The organism is Geminocystis sp. NIES-3709 (assembly GCF_001548115.1).
Taxonomy (GTDB): domain Bacteria; phylum Cyanobacteriota; class Cyanobacteriia; order Cyanobacteriales; family Cyanobacteriaceae; genus Geminocystis.
Genome location: NZ_AP014821.1, coordinates 3,419,427 through 3,437,568, shown reverse-complemented (window position 1 = coordinate 3,437,568; position 18,142 = coordinate 3,419,427). Strand labels below are relative to the sequence as shown.

Annotated in this window: 12 protein-coding genes; 5 read left to right on the top strand and 7 right to left on the bottom strand. The window is 33.5% G+C overall.

Features of this window, described 5'->3' with window-relative positions; genetic code table 11:
• Positions 1 to 9: 9 nt before the first annotated feature.
• Complete coding sequence (locus tag GM3709_RS14595; RefSeq protein ID WP_066120716.1) at positions 10 to 1,407, bottom strand: acyl-CoA dehydrogenase family protein; 1,398 nt, start codon at positions 1,405 to 1,407, stop codon at positions 10 to 12.
• A 162-nt stretch (positions 1,408 to 1,569) separates the two neighbouring features.
• On the opposite strand from GM3709_RS14595, the gene GM3709_RS14590 reads away from it, so the two are divergent.
• The 3 genes from GM3709_RS14590 (at position 1,570) to GM3709_RS14580 (ending at position 5,661) form a co-directional block, all read left to right on the top strand.
• Positions 1,570 to 3,372 (top strand): serine/threonine phosphatase, encoded by a 1,803-nt coding sequence (locus GM3709_RS14590; RefSeq protein ID WP_066120714.1) that lies wholly within the window; start codon positions 1,570 to 1,572, stop codon positions 3,370 to 3,372.
• Between the two features lie 98 nt (positions 3,373 to 3,470).
• Positions 3,471 to 4,841 carry an amidase gene (locus tag GM3709_RS14585; protein WP_066120712.1) on the top strand — a complete coding sequence of 457 codons (1,371 nt, stop codon included), beginning with the start codon at positions 3,471 to 3,473 and terminating at the stop codon, positions 4,839 to 4,841.
• A gap of 49 nt (positions 4,842 to 4,890) precedes the next feature.
• The gene (locus GM3709_RS14580) at positions 4,891 to 5,661 is read left to right on the top strand and encodes a glycosyltransferase family 2 protein (protein ID WP_066120710.1); all 771 of its coding nucleotides are present in this window, start codon (positions 4,891 to 4,893) and stop codon (positions 5,659 to 5,661) included.
• Between the two features lie 5 nt (positions 5,662 to 5,666).
• Here the strand turns inward: GM3709_RS14580 and prmC are convergent, their stop codons facing one another.
• From prmC to GM3709_RS14560, 4 genes are all read right to left on the bottom strand, one after another.
• The gene (prmC, locus tag GM3709_RS14575) at positions 5,667 to 6,575 is read right to left on the bottom strand and encodes a peptide chain release factor N(5)-glutamine methyltransferase (RefSeq protein WP_066121968.1); all 909 of its coding nucleotides are present in this window, start codon (positions 6,573 to 6,575) and stop codon (positions 5,667 to 5,669) included.
• Positions 6,576 to 6,591: 16 nt separating this feature from the next.
• Positions 6,592 to 7,677: an MraY family glycosyltransferase gene (locus tag GM3709_RS14570; RefSeq protein ID WP_066120708.1), complete on the bottom strand. Its 1,086-nt coding sequence runs from the start codon at positions 7,675 to 7,677 to the stop codon at positions 6,592 to 6,594.
• 173 nt (positions 7,678 to 7,850) lie between these two features.
• Positions 7,851 to 8,864, bottom strand: coding sequence for a diguanylate cyclase domain-containing protein (locus GM3709_RS14565; protein ID WP_066120706.1), 1,014 nt, complete (start codon positions 8,862 to 8,864; stop codon positions 7,851 to 7,853).
• An 84-nt stretch (positions 8,865 to 8,948) separates the two neighbouring features.
• A complete protein-coding gene (locus tag GM3709_RS14560) occupies positions 8,949 to 13,412 on the bottom strand; it encodes an S-layer family protein (RefSeq protein ID WP_066120704.1) in 4,464 nt (1,487 codons plus the stop codon).
• Between the two features lie 212 nt (positions 13,413 to 13,624).
• Between GM3709_RS14560 and GM3709_RS14555 the strand changes: the two genes are divergently transcribed.
• On the top strand, positions 13,625 to 14,284 hold the full coding sequence (locus tag GM3709_RS14555) for a hypothetical protein (protein ID WP_066120702.1): 660 nt from the start codon (positions 13,625 to 13,627) through the stop codon (positions 14,282 to 14,284).
• A gap of 193 nt (positions 14,285 to 14,477) precedes the next feature.
• Here the strand turns inward: GM3709_RS14555 and GM3709_RS14550 are convergent, their stop codons facing one another.
• Positions 14,478 to 14,957 carry a nucleoside deaminase gene (locus tag GM3709_RS14550; protein WP_066120700.1) on the bottom strand — a complete coding sequence of 160 codons (480 nt, stop codon included), beginning with the start codon at positions 14,955 to 14,957 and terminating at the stop codon, positions 14,478 to 14,480.
• Positions 14,958 to 15,063: 106 nt separating this feature from the next.
• Positions 15,064 to 15,948: a DUF4922 domain-containing protein gene (locus tag GM3709_RS14545; RefSeq protein WP_066120698.1), complete on the bottom strand. Its 885-nt coding sequence runs from the start codon at positions 15,946 to 15,948 to the stop codon at positions 15,064 to 15,066.
• Positions 15,949 to 16,219: 271 nt separating this feature from the next.
• On the opposite strand from GM3709_RS14545, the gene pyk reads away from it, so the two are divergent.
• A complete protein-coding gene (gene pyk, locus GM3709_RS14540) occupies positions 16,220 to 18,004 on the top strand; it encodes a pyruvate kinase (RefSeq protein ID WP_173645727.1) in 1,785 nt (594 codons plus the stop codon).
• Positions 18,005 to 18,142 lie beyond the last annotated feature (138 nt).

The window sequence follows — 18,142 nt, the reverse complement described above, 5'->3', positions numbered from 1 at the left end:
GAATCTTATTTATTCAAAAGATAATAAAGAATTATTTAAAACTGGAATAGTTTGTCCTGAAACGCTATATAGTAATGCTTCTCTATACATTCTGTTAGCAGGATGATCATATTGATTTGCTTCACCTTTACTGGTTATAATACCAGCGATCGAGCAACGGTACGCTAAATTAATTGCTTGTACTCTTAAAGCTAATTTTTGTGAAAAATCACCCTGAGAATTAACAATAATATCTAACATTTCTGTTTGTAAATTTTCTGTTTGAGTTTTTAATTTGGTGTAAATATTATCAACTTCTTCTAAATTTAATTTGTGACAGTTTTTTTTGACTATTTGCAATGCACCTTGAGCACAACCCAACGCAAAAAAACCATTATATAAAACATTTTCCTCATCTTTTTTATGGATAGCGTCAGCAGGTTTAATCATTACCACATCTTCTTCGGGTAAAAACCATTGAGTTAAAGTTGCTGTCACCGTATTGGTACTATTCATTGCACAAAGTTTCATTGATGTACTAAATTGTAAGTTGTGATGAGGGAAAAAAGGCAAAATTCCGTATAATTCTTGTCGATCGACTAGAGTAGCACCAATGATAAAATAAGAAAAAATACCATAACCAGTAATCCAAGGAACAAATCCCGTTAATTCATAACCGCCCTTAACCTGAGTTGCTGTTAATGATGGTTTTCCTTGTCGTCTTAAATGAGAAAAACCAACTCCACAAAACTGATTTTCTTGAATAATCTTTGGTAAATATTTTTCTTGAATTTGTTGGCTACCTTGAGTTAACATGACGATCGAACTTTGATGCTGAGTTTGCAAAAAACATAAAGCACCTGAATATTTTGCCATTATTATTTGCCATGAATAAAACCCTAAATTACTCATTTCTAAACCGCCCCAATTTTGTGCTAATTTTAATCTAAAAAATTGAGAATTAACATCATTCATTAAATACAATTTTTGTTTTAAAATATTATAATCCTCATCTATTAAATGAGCTTGAGGCAATATTTGTTCTTTTAAAAAATCTTCCGCAGAATTTAATATTTCAGTTTCTGATTTATCAATTTCTTGAATTATTATCTGTCTTTCTGGTCTTAATAATAATCTTTTACTAAATTTTCCCTTAGTTTTTGCTTTATTTTCTTTAATTTTTTTAATTTTATTTTTATCTAATTTATAACTATAAATAAGAGCTTCTATTACTTCATAAACATCTGCGATTTCTTCCATTAAGTCAGATTCTTTAGCAATTAAAACCTCTTGAGATTCTTCTACTAATTTTTCTTTTAAAGCCTGTTTATATTCTTGAAGATTTAATTCCTTTACTTGACACTGATTTTGATTTGTGTTAATAATTTCAGGTATTTTATCTCTAACTAATTTGGGATATTTATCCATAACAAAAATTAAGACGTGGGGAAATATAAGATATAATTTTAATAGGGGAATAAGCTGTTAACAATTATTAATTATTCACTATTCATTATTAACTATTAACTATTCACCATTCATTATTCCTTGTATATAATATTCAATTATAAGTAATCAGGATGATAAAATATGTCGATCGATAATGATTCCATCAATCCAGTATATCAGTGTATTATTAGTTGTGCTTTGAAAAAATCTCCTTTTATTCCTTTTATTTTACCTACAGATACAAAAGCGTTTCATCATAGATATATTTTAACTACAACTTTAGAAAATAAATCTCTATCTCCTTTTGCTACCTGTGGCGATCGTCAGTACTTTTGTATAGAAGTAGAAGATACAACCCCTACAGAAAGAGGCATTTTAGACGAGAATTTAGACTTAGTAGAAAGTTTTGAGAGAGAAAGTTTAAAATCATCAGGAATACCAGATTTAGCATTTGCTTACCTTACCTTAACGGAGTACAACCCCACAGTACCTGAATTGTTGGATGGATGGGAAGATGAGGAAAATAATCAAGAATTTGTAATTATCACTAATCATAAACATAATCAAACCCTAGAAGAATATTTAAAAGTTAATTCCCTAGAAATTACCCAAGTTTTACCCTATCTGCAAAAAATGGCAAAACTATGGAAAAGTTTTTCTAAAATCGAATGTTGTGAAACATTGCTTAGAGTTGATAACTTGAAAGTCGAACAAGATGGTACATTAATTTTAGATAAAATTTATCTCGATCGTGACAACGATCCTCCTTTACTAAGACAGTTAGTGGAAATATGGGCTTATTTAATAGAAGATTTATCGGGGGGAGATTATAAAACTATTATCACCGATTTAATGATTAAAATAGAATCAGGAGAGATTGACGATATTAAAGAACTTCGATCGGAATTACAATCAATAATTCAGGAGATTGAGTTGCAATCAATATTAGAACAAGAAGAAAATCAAACAGAAGATGTCATATTTATTCCGGGAGAAGACGAACTCAAAGACTTAGTAAATCAGTTCGACGACGAAGAGCCTGAAGGAGAAGAAGCTACCCAAATCAACAGTCCCGATGGAGATGATCAGCCCACGATCGTGTTACCAATGAGACTTTTAAATGTCACAGAAGTAGGCTTAAGCGATATTGGTAGAAAAAGAGGACATAACGAAGATTGTTTTGCCATTGAAACATCTATCCAGAAAAGAGAAAGTCCTCAAGGGTCATACTACACGGCAAAAGGATTATTTATTGTTTGTGATGGTATGGGGGGTCATGCGTCAGGGGAAGTTGCCAGTGCCATGGCAGTCAAAAATCTCTATAGTTATTTTAAAGAAAATTGGACAGAAGAACTACCAGAAGTAGAAATTATCAGAAACGGTATCATCAAAGCTAACGAAGCTATTTACTCTGCAAATATTAACAAAGGACAAACGGGTTCAGGAAGAATGGGGACAACTTTAGTCATGACTTTTCTTCAAGATACCAAAGCAGTGATCGCCCATGTGGGAGACAGTAGAATTTATAAAGTAACCCGTAAATGGGGGTTAGAACAATTAACCGTCGATCATTCTGTCGCTCAAGCTGAAATCAAACATGGAGTGGATTCAGAGATTGCCCATGCTAGACCTGATGCCTATCAATTAACTCAAGCCTTAGGCCCAAGAGATAATAATTTTGTACACCCTGATATTAACTTTTTAGATATTAAAGAAGATACATTATTACTAATGTGTTCTGATGGTTTATGTGATAACGATTTATTGGAGAATCATTGGGAAACAAATTTATTACCCTTAATTAGTTCTAAAGCCAATTTAGAAGAAGGAATTACCCAAATAATTGATCTAGGAAATCAAGTTAATGGCCATGATAATATTACCTGTATTTTAATTCGTATTAAAGTACAACCTAATCTTGAGCATCAGAATCCTATTTTTTAAATGAGGAGATATAAAAATTATTCACCTTGTAATTTATTACAAGGCTAAGAACTTTCGTCGTTGCTCATGAACTAATTACCAATTTTTCATTGCAAATTATGATCAAAAATCTCGAATCTCTCTCAGCATTAGAATTAAGCAAACTAATTCATGAAAAAAAAATTTCACCTCTTGAGTTAACGACATTTTTTGCCGAAAGAATTACTAAAATCGATCCTCAACTTCATAGTTTTGCTCATATTTCGATCGAGAGTGCCTTAAAAGAAGCACAACTTAAAACTGAGATTTTAGGAAATACCCAAGATACTTCTACCCTACCTTTATTTTTTGGTATTCCTACCGCTATTAAAGACTTATATCCAGTCAAAGGAATGCCGATAAGTTATGGCAATGGTTTTATTAAAGATCAAATCTCTGACTATGATTGCGGTATCGTCACCAAAATTAAACAAGCAGGATTTATTATCATGGGTAAAACTGCCACTTCAGAATTAGGATCATTACCGTATATAGAAAGTATCGGATTCCCACCTTCGCGCAATCCTTACAATTTAGAATACACATCGGGGGGATCAAGCGGTGGTGCGGCGGGGGCGGTTGCAGGTGGTTTAATTCCGATCGCCCCCGGATCCGATGGGGGGGGATCTGTAAGAGGTCCAGCATTTTGTTGTGGCTTAGTTGGTTTAAAACCTTCAAGGGGTAGAATTTCTAATGCCCCTGTAGGAGATTATTTCGGTGGAATAGCCACTCATGGTTGTTTAAGTCGTACGGTAGCTGATAGTGCAGCGTTACTAGATGTCCTTTCAGGATATATTACTGGAGATCCTTATTGGTTGCCTAATCCAGAAATTTCTTTTCTCGAAGCAGTAACTCAAAATACTGGTAAATTAAAAATTGCTTATGCCACAGAAGTTTTACCCACAGGAAAAGCCCATGAGATTTTAGAATTACAGATAAAAAATACTGCTCACAAATTAGAAGCAATGGGACATATTTTGATCGAAATTATCCCTGATTTTACTGCTTTAGTTGAGCCTTTTGTAACAGTTTGGCGATCGAGTATTATAGCATCAGGTTTTCCTGATCAAATTCTTAGCCCTATGAATCAATGGTTAAAAGAGCAATCTCAAGATTTAGGAGAATATTTAAGGGCTGTACACCAAATGCAGATTATATCTCGTCAAATAGTCTCTCTTTTTGCGGATTTTGATGTTTTACTCATGCCTACCTATCTTCAACCCCCGATTAAAGTCGGGGCATGGGCAAATTTATCTCCTCAAGAAACATTACAACAAATTATTGATTGGATTACTCCATGTCCTGCTTTTAATGCGACAGGACAACCTGCGATCGCTATTCCCACAGGATTTACTTCAGATGGTGTTCCTATAGGAGTTCAATTAGTAGCAAAACCCAACGATGAAGCGACAATTTTACAACTGGCTTATCAACTAGAAAATAATTTCTAAGAATTGATAATGGAGAATTGAAAATTTAGAATTGTCAACTAATAATAATATGGATTTAAACACAATTACACCACTGATTTTAACCTATAACGAAGAACCGAATATCGATCGAACTCTTCATAAATTAACATGGGCAAAAGAAGTTATTGTTATAGATAGTTTTAGTACCGATAAAACCATCGAAATTTTAAAATCTTATTCTAATGTCAAAGTTTTTTTCAGAAAATTTGAGTCCTTTGCAAAACAGTGTAATTATGGTTTATCTTTAATAAAAAATACTTGGGTTTTATCTCTTGATGGAGACTATATTCTTAGTGATGATTTAATCAATAAATTAACTATTTTAAACGTCAATTCTGAAATTAATGGTTATTTAATTCCTTTGAGTTATTGCATTTTTGGAAAACCTTTAAAAAAAACTATTTTACCTCCGAGAATATGTTTATATAAAAAAAATACGGCTCATTATCGAGATGATGGTCATGCTCATAAAGTTATAATTGAAGGCAAAGTTAGTTATCTTAAAAGTTATATTTATCATGACGATCGAAAATCATTAAGTAGATGGTTATGGGCTCAAGATCGATATATGGTATTAGAAGTTGAAAAAATATTAAACACTCCTTTTTATGAATTAAGTCTAAGCGATCGTATTCGTAAACAAATTATTTTAGCTCCTTTTATTGTGTTTATTTATTGCTTATTTTTAAAAGGAGGAATTTTTGATGGTTGGGGGGGTTGGTATTATGCTTTTCAAAGAATGTTTGCAGAAATTTTACTATCTTTAAGATTAATAGAAAATAAATATTTTAATTCTTAATTTTATTATGCAATTACTTTTTTACGATGATAAGCAAGAGCAAATCTTTCTAAATTAGCTAAATCTCGATCGATTTTAATATTGGTATAGTTAGTATTATTAATTAAAAATTTTTCAACAAAATCTCCTTGTCCGTCCATCATTTCTAAGATAAAAACACCATTATTAATTAAAAAATTAGGAGCATTAATAATTAAGTGTCTAATATCATTTAATCCGTCATCTCCGCCATCTAAAGCGATTCTTGGTTCATGATTTATCACTTCGGGTTGTAATTGTAAAACTACTTGAGAAGGAATATAAGGAGGGTTAGAAACAATACCACTAAAGCCATTTTTAAGCTCATTTATAGGATTAAACCATGAACCATGAAAAAATTTAATTCTTTTAAAAAATCCTAAATTAAAAGCGTTTTCTTGGGCAATTTTTAAGGCTTTTTCACTTTTATCAACGGCATAAATTACTGCTTCTGGAAAAGTATCCGCTAATGCAATGGCGATCGCACCGCTTCCTGTACCTAAATCTAACCATTTACCCGATCGTAAATAAGGATATTGTTCAGTTAATTGTAACGCTCGATCGATGATTAACTCTGTTTCTGGACGGGGAATTAAAACATCTGGAGTAACTTTGAGAGTGAAATTACGCCAGTGACATTCACCGATTAAATACTGAACAGGACAACGTTTTTTAACTCGTAAATCCCACAAATTTTGTAATTCTTCTAGGGATTTTTTACTGATAATTTGATCATTATTTTGATAATTATTAAGTCGTAAATTCAAATTATTTAAGTTAGTTAATTCTATTAATAAATAGTCTAATTCAAATAAAGGAATATTATTAATAATAGTTTGTTGTTTAGCTTGTTGATACCAGTTAAATAATTTTTGTCCTGATAAAGAAAAAAACATATTTTTTGATAAATTATCAATCATTTATATTGGAATCAACTCGACGATGGCGCCATACCTGCCAAGTAGTATAAATTAATAGCATAGTTGCACCAATAGCATAAACTCCTCCACTGGGAAAACCAGAAAAGACGAGGGCAAAACTACCTACCCATAGAGTTAAGGAATAGATGAATAAAACTGTCAAACGTTGTGAAACTCCAGCTTGTAGAAGACGATGGTGCAAATGACGGTTGTCTGGTAAAAAAGGAGATTTACCTTGTAACATTCTCGAAAAAATCACCCAAGACATATCCAAAATCGGTACAGCAAGGATAATGTAAGGCAAAATTACCGCCGTTACTGCTGCGGTTTTGGCTAAACCAATCACTCCCACCCCTGCTAACATAAATCCCATAAAATAAGCACCACCATCTCCCATAAATATCTCGGCAGGATTGAAGTTATATTTTAAAAATCCTAACGCCCCTCCAGCCAATGCCGCCGCTAACAATGCCGCCGCCGGTTGATTCATAAATAAACTGACAATCAACATCACTACCGCACCAATACCGCACACTCCTGCCGCTAAACCATCTAAACCGTCAATCCAATTAATAGCGTTTACCATTCCCACTAACCAAATAACAGTAATAGGAAGACTTAACCACCACATATCGAGATTAATTAATTCTCCGAAAGGAAGGGTAAAAAACTCGATTTTAACTCCTTTATACCATGCAAAACTCGCTACGATCGACTGCATAATAAGACGAGAAGAAGGAGAAAGGTTAAATAAATCATCTGCTAAACCGATGAAAAAGAAAAATATAGCACCGATTGTTACACCCCAGATTTCGGCATCTTTTTGTGCAGATAATACTCCAAAACCTCCTAACCACCATACTATTAATAATCCTGCTGTTGTTCCAGCAAAAATGGCTACCCCTCCAATACGTACGATCGGTTTCCGATGTACTTTACGAGGATCTGGTTTATCTACATGACCACTTTTTAAACCTATATTTTTGACTACGGGAGTACTCCACAAAACCACGTTCATGGACACGAGAAAAGCAATAAAGTGATAGATTTCGTTGCTGTAGGATGATTCTCCATTCATAGCTGAGTAAATTGAAGGGGGTTGATAATAAAAACTTTTGCTATACTAATCATACCCTTATTGTACCTACTGAAAGAATGCAGAATTGAAAATCTTTAATTTTCGATCATTGGGAGAATTGAAAACATCAACTTTATTTATCTTTATTTATCGAGGTGCAAATCAAGTTTTTTTTAAAAATTATCGATGATAATAATATTATCCCGTTTGTTTGCTAAAGCCACATTAAGAGCATTTTCTGCCACCTCAACTAAAACATTGGGAGGTAAAGCCTGACTAGGAATACCTGTAGCAATGCCAAAACTTAAGCTAATATATTCAGTAAAATCAGAATAATGATGAGGTATTTGTAAATTCTGTATCTTCTCATTAATTATTTCAGCTACTTTTTGCGCACCATCTTGATCGGTATTTGGTAACAAAATTGCAAATTTTCCCAAAGTAAATATTCCCACAAAATCTCCCGGTCTTTTTACCGTTGATTTAATCGTATTACCAATAATATTCAAACAGTTTTCAGTTAAATCTTTTTCATGATTTTTCTGATAATTTTTAAAATCATTAATTTCTCCCATAATCAGAGAGATATTTGTTCCTGATAAATCTCCTGAAGATGATCTTTGTCTTGCACCTCTTAACCATTCTTGTGCTAAAGTTTGCTCGAAGACTTCTTTTTGAGGTAATAAACTCGATCGATTTGTTTGATTAATATTAGCTAATTCTAATTTAGCTTTTTCTAAGGCTAATTTTAATTTTTGATAATGGGGAATTAATTTATGAAGTTGATTAGTTTTTTCTGTTAATTCCTGACGGAGAGTTTTAATTTGCAACTGAATAGAAATTTTATGGAGTATCTCTGCTGAACTAAAAGGATAGCTAATATAGTCAGCACCTCCCGCATTAAACATTGTTTCTGCATCGAAATAACGATGATCTCGGTTAATAAAAATTACGGGAATATTTTCTCCCATTTCTAACAGTTTAATTTTCTTACAGATCAAATAAACATCTTTATCTTTAAAAGTGGCACTAAGTAAAATAAGATCAATATATTCGTTGTTTATTAAATCTAAAAGTTCTGATTCATTATCAGTAATCACTACTGTATAATTTGCTTCATGGAGTAGTCTTAAAAAAAACTGACTTTGTTCTTCTAAATCATCTAAAATAATTATTTTTTTGTTCATAATTTATGATCTTAATATTTACTAAATTATTATTATTAAATTTTCCAATATCAACATTATATAAATAGTAACTTTTTTGTGACTCTAAATAATAATAAAGTCTTGATTCGTCAAAGCTAATCGAGGATTCAAAGTTGCAATCTGTACTGGTGAATTGACTCCATTACCGTCATTGTCAAAAAATAAATCACCTGTATTTCGATCGAATACCAAACGATGATCACTGGCAGTGGCATTTGTACCTATAATAAACTGATTGGAGTTTAACTCACCGATGGATAAATTAAAACCAAGAGCAGTAAGATAAATAGAATCATAGAGGACATTAAAATCAGTGATAGTATCGATACCATCATTAGGAGAATTAAAACGGAAATAGTCATTACCACTACCCCCCGTTAAAGTATCGTTACCCATGCCTCCTATTAAAGTATCATTACCGCTACCGCCTTTAATAATATCATTGCCTTCTCCAGCCTTGAGAATATCATTACCACTACCACCATCAAGAATATCGTCTCCATCATCGGCTTTAATAGTATCATTGCCACTACCGCCTAACAATGTATCTTGAAAAATATTTCCTAAAATATAGTCATTGCTTCCCCCAGCATCGATGATATTTTTACCATAACCACCAGTGATATTATCAGGATTTCCTGTACCTCTGGAATAGACTAAGGAAGGTTCAATCACTGTTACATTAATAGGATTGACGGAAATATTATCATATTTGACATCGTTGCTAACAACGCTATGGATTATTATTCCTGAGTGATTCCCTTCGTCTATACCATCGTCAGGCGCACTCACATTAATAGTTTGAGGTGTATCCCAGTTTAAGGAAGTAAAAGTTATACTGCTAACATTCGTATCAACTTGAGTATCAGTGCTAATATTGATGGTAACATCATCTGTGGGTTCAGAATTAAGGACGATCGAATAACTATCATTTCCTCCCCCTTCTGTTACTGTCGTATTTCCTCCTGATTCCGTAATAGTAACTCCGACAGTATCATCATTTTCGATGGTTATGGTATCTGTTTCTGTGCCAGAAGTGCCTAAGTCATAATCGTTACTGTCGGTTAAAGTAAGAATGACAGTAGTGTCTTCATTATCGATAAAATCATCGATAGGGGTAATGGTTATATCTGCATAGGTTTGATTTAAGGGAATTTCGATCGAACTGGTGATAGTGTTATAGTCAACGCCATTAGTAGCAGTACCAGTAATGGTATAGTTCACCGTAAGAGCGATTAAATCCCCTGTGCGACTGATGCGAAAAGTACCAATATTACCGTTTTCATTCGCCGTTGCGTCAATGGCTTCTATGGTGACAACGGGGATAATTGCAGGGCTAGAAAACTCAGAAGTATTATTAGCAATAGTAGCTGTAGCCGTGACATTGGGGGCATTTTTGCTATCAAAATTTAAAGTGGCATTACCATTACTATCGGTGGTAACATCTTCAAAGCCGATGAAGGTTTCCCCTTCTCCTTTACCACTAGCATCAGGTGTTGTGTTACTAAAATATTCGATGCGGATGGTACTATTGGGGTTACTATTTAAAAACCCATTGATAAATCCACTATTGTCGATCGTGATTAAAGGATAATTTTGTCGATTATTAGTCCCAGTATCTGTATCATTGGGATCATTAGCAGTTATACCATCATAATTAAGATCAATGCCTAATTCTCCATTATTGGTAATTTTATTTTGGGAAATCAGGTTATTAACACTATTGCTTCCGTTAACTATGGCAATACCATTAAGACTATTATTAATGATTTGATTCTTGACAATACTATTATTGCTACCGTCAATAAAGACACCGTTACTGTTATTAGCAATTATATTCCCCTCGTTATTGTCATTACTTTTATCTTCGTTACTACCAATAATATTATTCGATGAGCCGTCATTAATACTTATGCCTCGTGAGGTATTACCTAAATTATTATTCCCTGTGGCATCTGTGCCAATTTTATTGCCTGTTACCCAGTTATTTTTGGTGTTGCTACCTTCAATGACAACTCCTCCCACAGAACTTTTATTGGCAGAAATGACGTTATTTTTAATCGTATTACTAGGAGAGGAATAAATGCCTACTCCTTCAAAATTATTGCCTAACCCTGTGTCTCCATCAATATCTGTACCGATATAATTACCTTCGATTAAATTATCACTACTATTTCCAACAACGAGAATACCAGCAGTATTATTTCCTGAGATGATATTTCGATCATTAGCATTACTACCACCGATGGTATTATTAGTAGCATTATTAATAGTAATACCTTCTTGCACATTCCCTAAATCAACATTCCCCGTTGTGTCTGTACCGATTTTATTACCAATGATCGTGTTATTTTTCGCATTAACACCATTTAACCATAATCCTCCTTGAGAGCCACCATTAGCTGAAATAACGTTATTTTTAATGGTATTTTGAGTTGTTTCGATCGTTATTCCTTCAAAACCATTGCCTAAAGCGGTGTCTCCATCAATATCTGTACCAATATAATTATTTTGGATTAGCTGATTAGTGGCACTGCTTCCCTTTATAACTATACCTACCTCATTATTGCCTGAGATGATATTTCGATCGAGCGCATTGCTAACACCGATAGTATTATTAGAACCGTTATTAATGGTAATCCCTCCGGTAGAGTTGCCTATTTTCGAGTTTCCTGTGGCATCTGTACCTATTTTATTGCCGATGATCGTATTATTATTTGCGTTTGTACCATTTAGATATAATCCACCTTGAGAGCCATCGTTACCAGAAATCAGATTATTTTTAATAGTATTGCTACTAGATTCGATCGTTATTCCTTCCCAACTATTCCCTAAATCTCCATTACCATCTTTGTTTGTACCGATATAATTACCTTCGATGGTATTTCCTGAAGCCGTACTACCTGTTATAAAAATACCTCTTTGATTGTTGCCTGAGATAATATTTCGATCGACTGCATTACTACCTCCTATAGTAATATTGGTTGCACCATTAATTTCGATACCATTATTACCATTACCCAAGTCTGCACTACCATCTTTACTTGTACCGATATAATTACCTTTAATGGTATGATTTTGCGTTGTACCTGAACCGTTAACAATCCAAATACCATTTTCAGTATTACCTGAGATAATATTTCTTTCTAAATCATCGGATACACCGTCACTGTTTGTACCCACTAAGGTATTTTCTGCACCATTGGCAATATAAATTCCTCGTTTGTTAGCAATGGCACTTGTACCAGTGGGATTTGTACCAATATAATTACCTGCGATAACATTACCCGTTGTACCATTATTTTCCGTGATTATGCCTATATCACCATTGCCAGAAATTACATTGCCCTCTGTATTGTCATTAGTGCCATCTCCATTCGTACCGATGAGATTATTTTTACTACCATTAGCGATTTGAATACCGTAGGTATCATTTTTGATTGCACCTGTGCCAGTAGCATTTATGCCAATATAGTTACCTTGTATTGTATTATCTGTTGCACTTGTTCCTGTAATAAAAATACCTGTTTGAGTATTACCAGAAATCACATTTCGCTCATTGGCATTACTACCACCAATAATATTATTAGCTGTTTCTATTCTAATGCCATTGCTACCATTGCCTTGATCCGATGCACCACTACCACCTATACCAATAAAATTACCTTTAATGGTATTGCCCGTACTATCACCTTGAATAACAATCCCGTTACCATTAAAACGATTGATAACTAATCCTTGAATAGTACTACCACTAGAACCGTCACTTAATATGATTCCATTTATATTAGTTCCAGCATTCAATCCATTGAGTTCGATAATGGGAGTTGAACTAAACCCTGATTGAGTTGTACCATTAATAATAATCGTTTCGGTGATAGTGGGTAATGCCGATAAAAGAAGAATGGTTTTGACTGTGCCACTGCCACCTATATTAAAAGTAATAGTATCAGTTCCAGCCGTATTGTTAGCATCGATTATCGCTTTACGTAAACTGCCATCTCCACTATCATTGGTATTTATGACAGTAAAAGTAGTACTGGTTTCTATTTGTATTGATTGCCTATCGATAACAATAGTTGCGAAGTCGTTTTCGGATTTTAATGCTTGTAAATCTTCGGATGTTAGCTCAATTCCTTGAATAACTTTAGCAAAATGTTCTCCTTCATCTCCTAGAGTATCAGTATCGTTGATTTTAGCATCAATAAAATGACCAATTTCTTCTAATAAAATAGATGTCACCGTTGCCGATGATGCCATTGTCAAAAAACGATCGGACAAATAAATAGTATTATTGTCAGAAGAATAACCTCCATTAGCATTACCTAAAATGTTACTGCTGATAATTTCAACGATGGGAAGGACGGAAAAATCTTGATTTAACCATTGATTTCTAAAATCTTCTGCGATCGTCTGATTAAATTCTGTACCAAAAATCAGGTTAAAATCGTCCCAGAAAGTAGCTGAATCAGCAAAATCAGTTAATATTTGAGTAACATTATCGGTTATATTTAGTTCGATCGTCATGATTTTTCCGAAAATTATTAAAGTTATTTATCTACTGGTGAAATTCTAAAAATTATTAATTATTATAAATTTGACTTTTGATTAATTGCATAACTCACACAAAAACTTAATATTATCAGAATCATCTAATTTTTATCATTATCTCTAAGTAAGCTCTATAAAGTTATAAACTTAAATTAAAAGTAAAAGTTTTCTCCGTTTAATCTTTGATCATGACTTCTTCCTCGTCATTACCCCAACCATCAGATGAATATTTTGAATATCGTTTTATCCATAGAATTAATCCCTTAGCCTATGATAATTTCTTACAATCCCAAGAAAAATTAAGAACACAAGCTAAAAATTATCCTGGTTATATTAGTGAGAATTTCCCCATATTAGTGGAAGAGGGAGAAACCCTTGTTTTTGAAACAATTTTACGATTCGATACCCCTGAACATTGTATTAACTGGATTGATAGTAAAGAAAGACGAGAATTACTTTATGGGGTAGAAAATAATGGTTATCAATTTAAAGGAGAAGCAAATTTCGAGAGTTATACCCGTTGGATAAAACAAAGTGTAAGTAATCCTTCCCCTGTGTGGAAAATTAACCTTTTAGTTTTACTGGTACTTTATCCTACCGTGATGTTGTTTAATTTACTTCTGAAAAAACCATCTTCGATCGATTTTCCTACATGGATGCTGTTTGGAAATTTTTGTAGTGTAGCCATCACCGGTTGGTTCGCTGTTCCTTGGGTTAGTCGCCTTTATCAAAAGTGGCTAGAAGATAAAGGTACAAAAAAAGAGCAATTATTGGCACTAATAAGCATTTTTCTCGCCCTTTTTATACTTTTACAAATTTTCCGACACATTCCCCTGAGTTTTTGGTAAAGATTGCTTTTTGCTTCGCAATGACAAGACTTTTTTTACTTTTTAGAAAAACTTACCATTTGTGACTTTATTTTCTTTAAAACCAATTTGTTGATATTTATATTGCAAAAAGCCTAAAAGCATTGATTTTTCATTATTTAACTAACACCTAATACCTACTCCTTACCACTTATACTTTTTCATCACATCCTAATTAATATCTCGCACCGTCAGGAAGTTCTCTGAATTCTTGCCAAACCGCTTGTGCTTCTTCTTGGAGGATTTGTTCAGGTGCTAGTAGCCTGTTTTTATATTCTTTTAGTAAGTCCTCTTGAATATTGGCATCATCAAAAAGATCCGCAAAATCACTCCAACCTGCGGCGTAATAAATTTTAGAAATTCTAGCCCAATAAGCAGTCGCATAACACATCGGACAACATTCACAACTGCTGTACAAGACAGCCCCCGATAAGTCAACCGTTCCTAGTTTTTTACAAGCCTGACGGATGGCGTTTACTTCTGCATGGGCTGTGGGATCATTATCCCGCAAAACACTATTTCCAGAAGCTCCGATTACCTCTCCGTCTTTAACAACAACTGTACCAAATGCCCCTCCTGTTTTGTTAACGACTCCTGCTTCTCGCATCAAAGCGATCGCCTGACGCATATATTCAATATCTTTGTTGTTTATCATGGTAGCAAATTCCTTTATAATTAAAAATTGACAATTTAGGCTTTTATTTTCACCTATATATTTAGAGCTTAATTATATCATAGCCTTAATATTCATTCAGCAAAAACTAATTACTTTTAATGGCAACCTCAGCTAAAATTTCTAATAAATTAGATTCTTTGATTAAGTTTAATTGTTCTGTATTTTTAACTAAAAAAGCTCCAGCAAAACCCAAAGAATTAATAGAAATGGACATGAACTTTTCTTGATAACGAGGAATTAACATCATCCAATGTTTTGTGATCAATAAATTATAATTTTTGAATGGTTTATTATTTTCGATGTTAATATTTAATTTCTCTAATAGTTTGTGATAATTCTCCAAGGTAATTTTACCTAATTCTTCTGATGATTTTTCTTTAATATTTCCAAAAAAAGCGATCGAGTGTAAATAGGGGAACTCTGGTAAACTGATAATTTCTTGAGTATTTTTATAACTTAAAACTAAATCATTTATAGGAATAGTTTCTATTTCTTTAGCTAAAGGATAGGGAACTAATTGTAAATGTTTATGAGCTTGAGAAGCTCCAGATAATTTACCACTATTATAAAAAGCAAATCCTTTAATTTGAGATAAAACAGTCCATAAAGCAGAAAAGTCATCAATGTTTAAAACACTTTCTTGTTCTTCATATTTTCGAGTAATAATTAATAAATGATGATTAAAAACATTAAATTTATTTAAAATAAGTACATGATTATTTTTAATATTTTCAACAAATAAATCTTTTTCATAGGGTAAAAATGGATTAAAGTTTATTTGTATTTTTGTTTGCTTTTTCTTCTCTTTATCTTTTTTATTGAGATTATCTACTATTCTAATAAGAAAAGGAATATTATCTTTTTTGATAATATGATAATGGGTGATAATCGAATGTAAGGCTTCTATTTCAAGAGCTTTTTTTGTTGTTATTTCTATTTTTTCCCAAAGAGAAAGGGTTTTTTTATTCATATGCTATAATCGAATAAAATAAATTTTAACAAAAAAAATTATACCCTATATTGACAACATGAATTATCGATTATTTGCAATAAATTAAATAATAATTAATAATTGTTAAACTTTTGTGAGTTACTAATGCTAAATTATATAATTTTCATCCAAGAGAAATATCACAATTTATCGAGAATTACTATATTTTGGCCGTCTTGTTCAGAAAAATAATTGTTAACGGTCAATTGTTAAGATATAATGTGGTGTTACGTTTTATCAGTAATATTTGGTGATGTCAGATAAATTTCCCCACCGTACTAAAATAGTAGCCACTGTTGGTCCTGCCTGTGCAAATCCCGAAACTTTGCGTCAAATGATTCTCGCAGGCGCTAACACTTTTCGCCTCAATTTCTCTCATGGTAGTCATGATGTCCACCAGCGTAGTATTCGTCTTATTCGTCAAGTAGAAAATGAATTGAATAAGCCTATTGGTATTTTACAAGATTTACAAGGACCGAAAATTCGGTTAGGGAAATTTGAATGTGGTTTGATCGAACTCCAAGAAGGCGATCGATACATTTTAACCAGTAGGGAAGTAGAATGTAATCAAGAAATCGGTTGTATTAGCTATGAACATTTAGCAGAAGAAGTACCTATTAACGCCAGAATCTTAATTGATGACGGTAGGGTAGAAATGATAGTCAAAGAGATTGACTTAGAAAAAAAAGATTTGCATTGTCAAGTGGTGGTGGGTGGCGTACTTTCCAGTAATAAAGGAGTTAATTTTCCCAACGTTTACTTATCCGTCAAAGCCTTAACAGACAAAGACAAAAAAGATTTAATGTTTGGTTTAGATCAACGAGTAGATTGGGTAGCATTAAGTTTTGTTCGTAATCCTCAAGATGTCCTAGAAATCAAAGATTTAATCAGTAGTGCAGGAAAATCAACCCCCGTCATCGCCAAAATCGAGAAACACGAAGCCATTGAACAAATGGAGGAAATCCTCTCTCTGTGTGATGGAGTGATGGTAGCAAGGGGAGATTTAGGGGTAGAATTACCTGCTGAAGATGTTCCCATTTTACAAAAACGTCTCATTCGTACCGCCAATCGTCTCGGTATTCCCATCATTACAGCTACCCAGATGTTAGACAGTATGGCAAATAGTCCTAGTCCAACTCGTGCAGAGGTTTCGGATGTTGCTAACGCTATTTTAGATGGTACAGATGCCGTTATGCTCTCCAATGAAACTGCCGTCGGTAAATATCCCGTTCAAGCAGTTGCCACTATGGCAAAAATTGCGGCGAGAATTGAACAAGAAAGAGAAAAAATAGTTGCCCCCTACAGTGATGAATTTGATAATGAAAACATTGCCACGGCGATCGCCGGTGCTGTTGGGCAAATAGCGAAAAAACTTGGTGCTTCTGCTATCATGACATTAACAAAAACTGGAGCAACAGCTCGTAACGTCTCGAAATTTCGTCCTCAAACTCCTATTTTTGCCATTACCCCCCATGTTAGCGTCTCCCGTCAATTACAGTTGGTTTGGGGTGTCAAACCTTTACTATTACTAGATTTACCCGGATTGCGTCAAGTGTTTCAAGCCGCTATTAACGTGGCCAGAGAAAAAGGTTTACTCCATGACGGTAACTTGGTTGTAATGACAGCAGGTACATTGCAAGGTGTTGCAGGATCGACAGACTTAATCAAAGTGGAAATCGTTAAAGGTTTACTGACGGAAGGAGTAGGGATTGGTCAAGGAGTAATTACTGGTAGGACAAAAGTAATTCGAGATATTAGTCAACTGAGTAATTTCTGTCAAGGGGATATATTAGTTACCAAAGCCACAGATAATCAATATGTTGATGCCATGCGTTTAGCCGGGGCGATCGTTACAGAGGAAACAGGAGTTCGATCGCACGCAGCTCAAATCGGTATGAGGTTAGGGATTCCTGTTATTGTGGGAGTAAAAGAAGCTACCCACTTAATTCGAGATGCCAGTTTTGTCACCCTTAAAATTGAGCAAGGGTTAGTATATTTGGGTACTGATAGCCCTCAAGGAGATGTTGACACTTAACAAATTCATCAGGTGTATTGCGAAGTGTAATGCACCAATCATTAAATTTAGTGATTAAGGTAAGCACTCATGCAAGAGGCAAGAGATAAAAGTAAGAATAATTGATTTAAAATTTATTAAAATTAATTTTCTAAACTT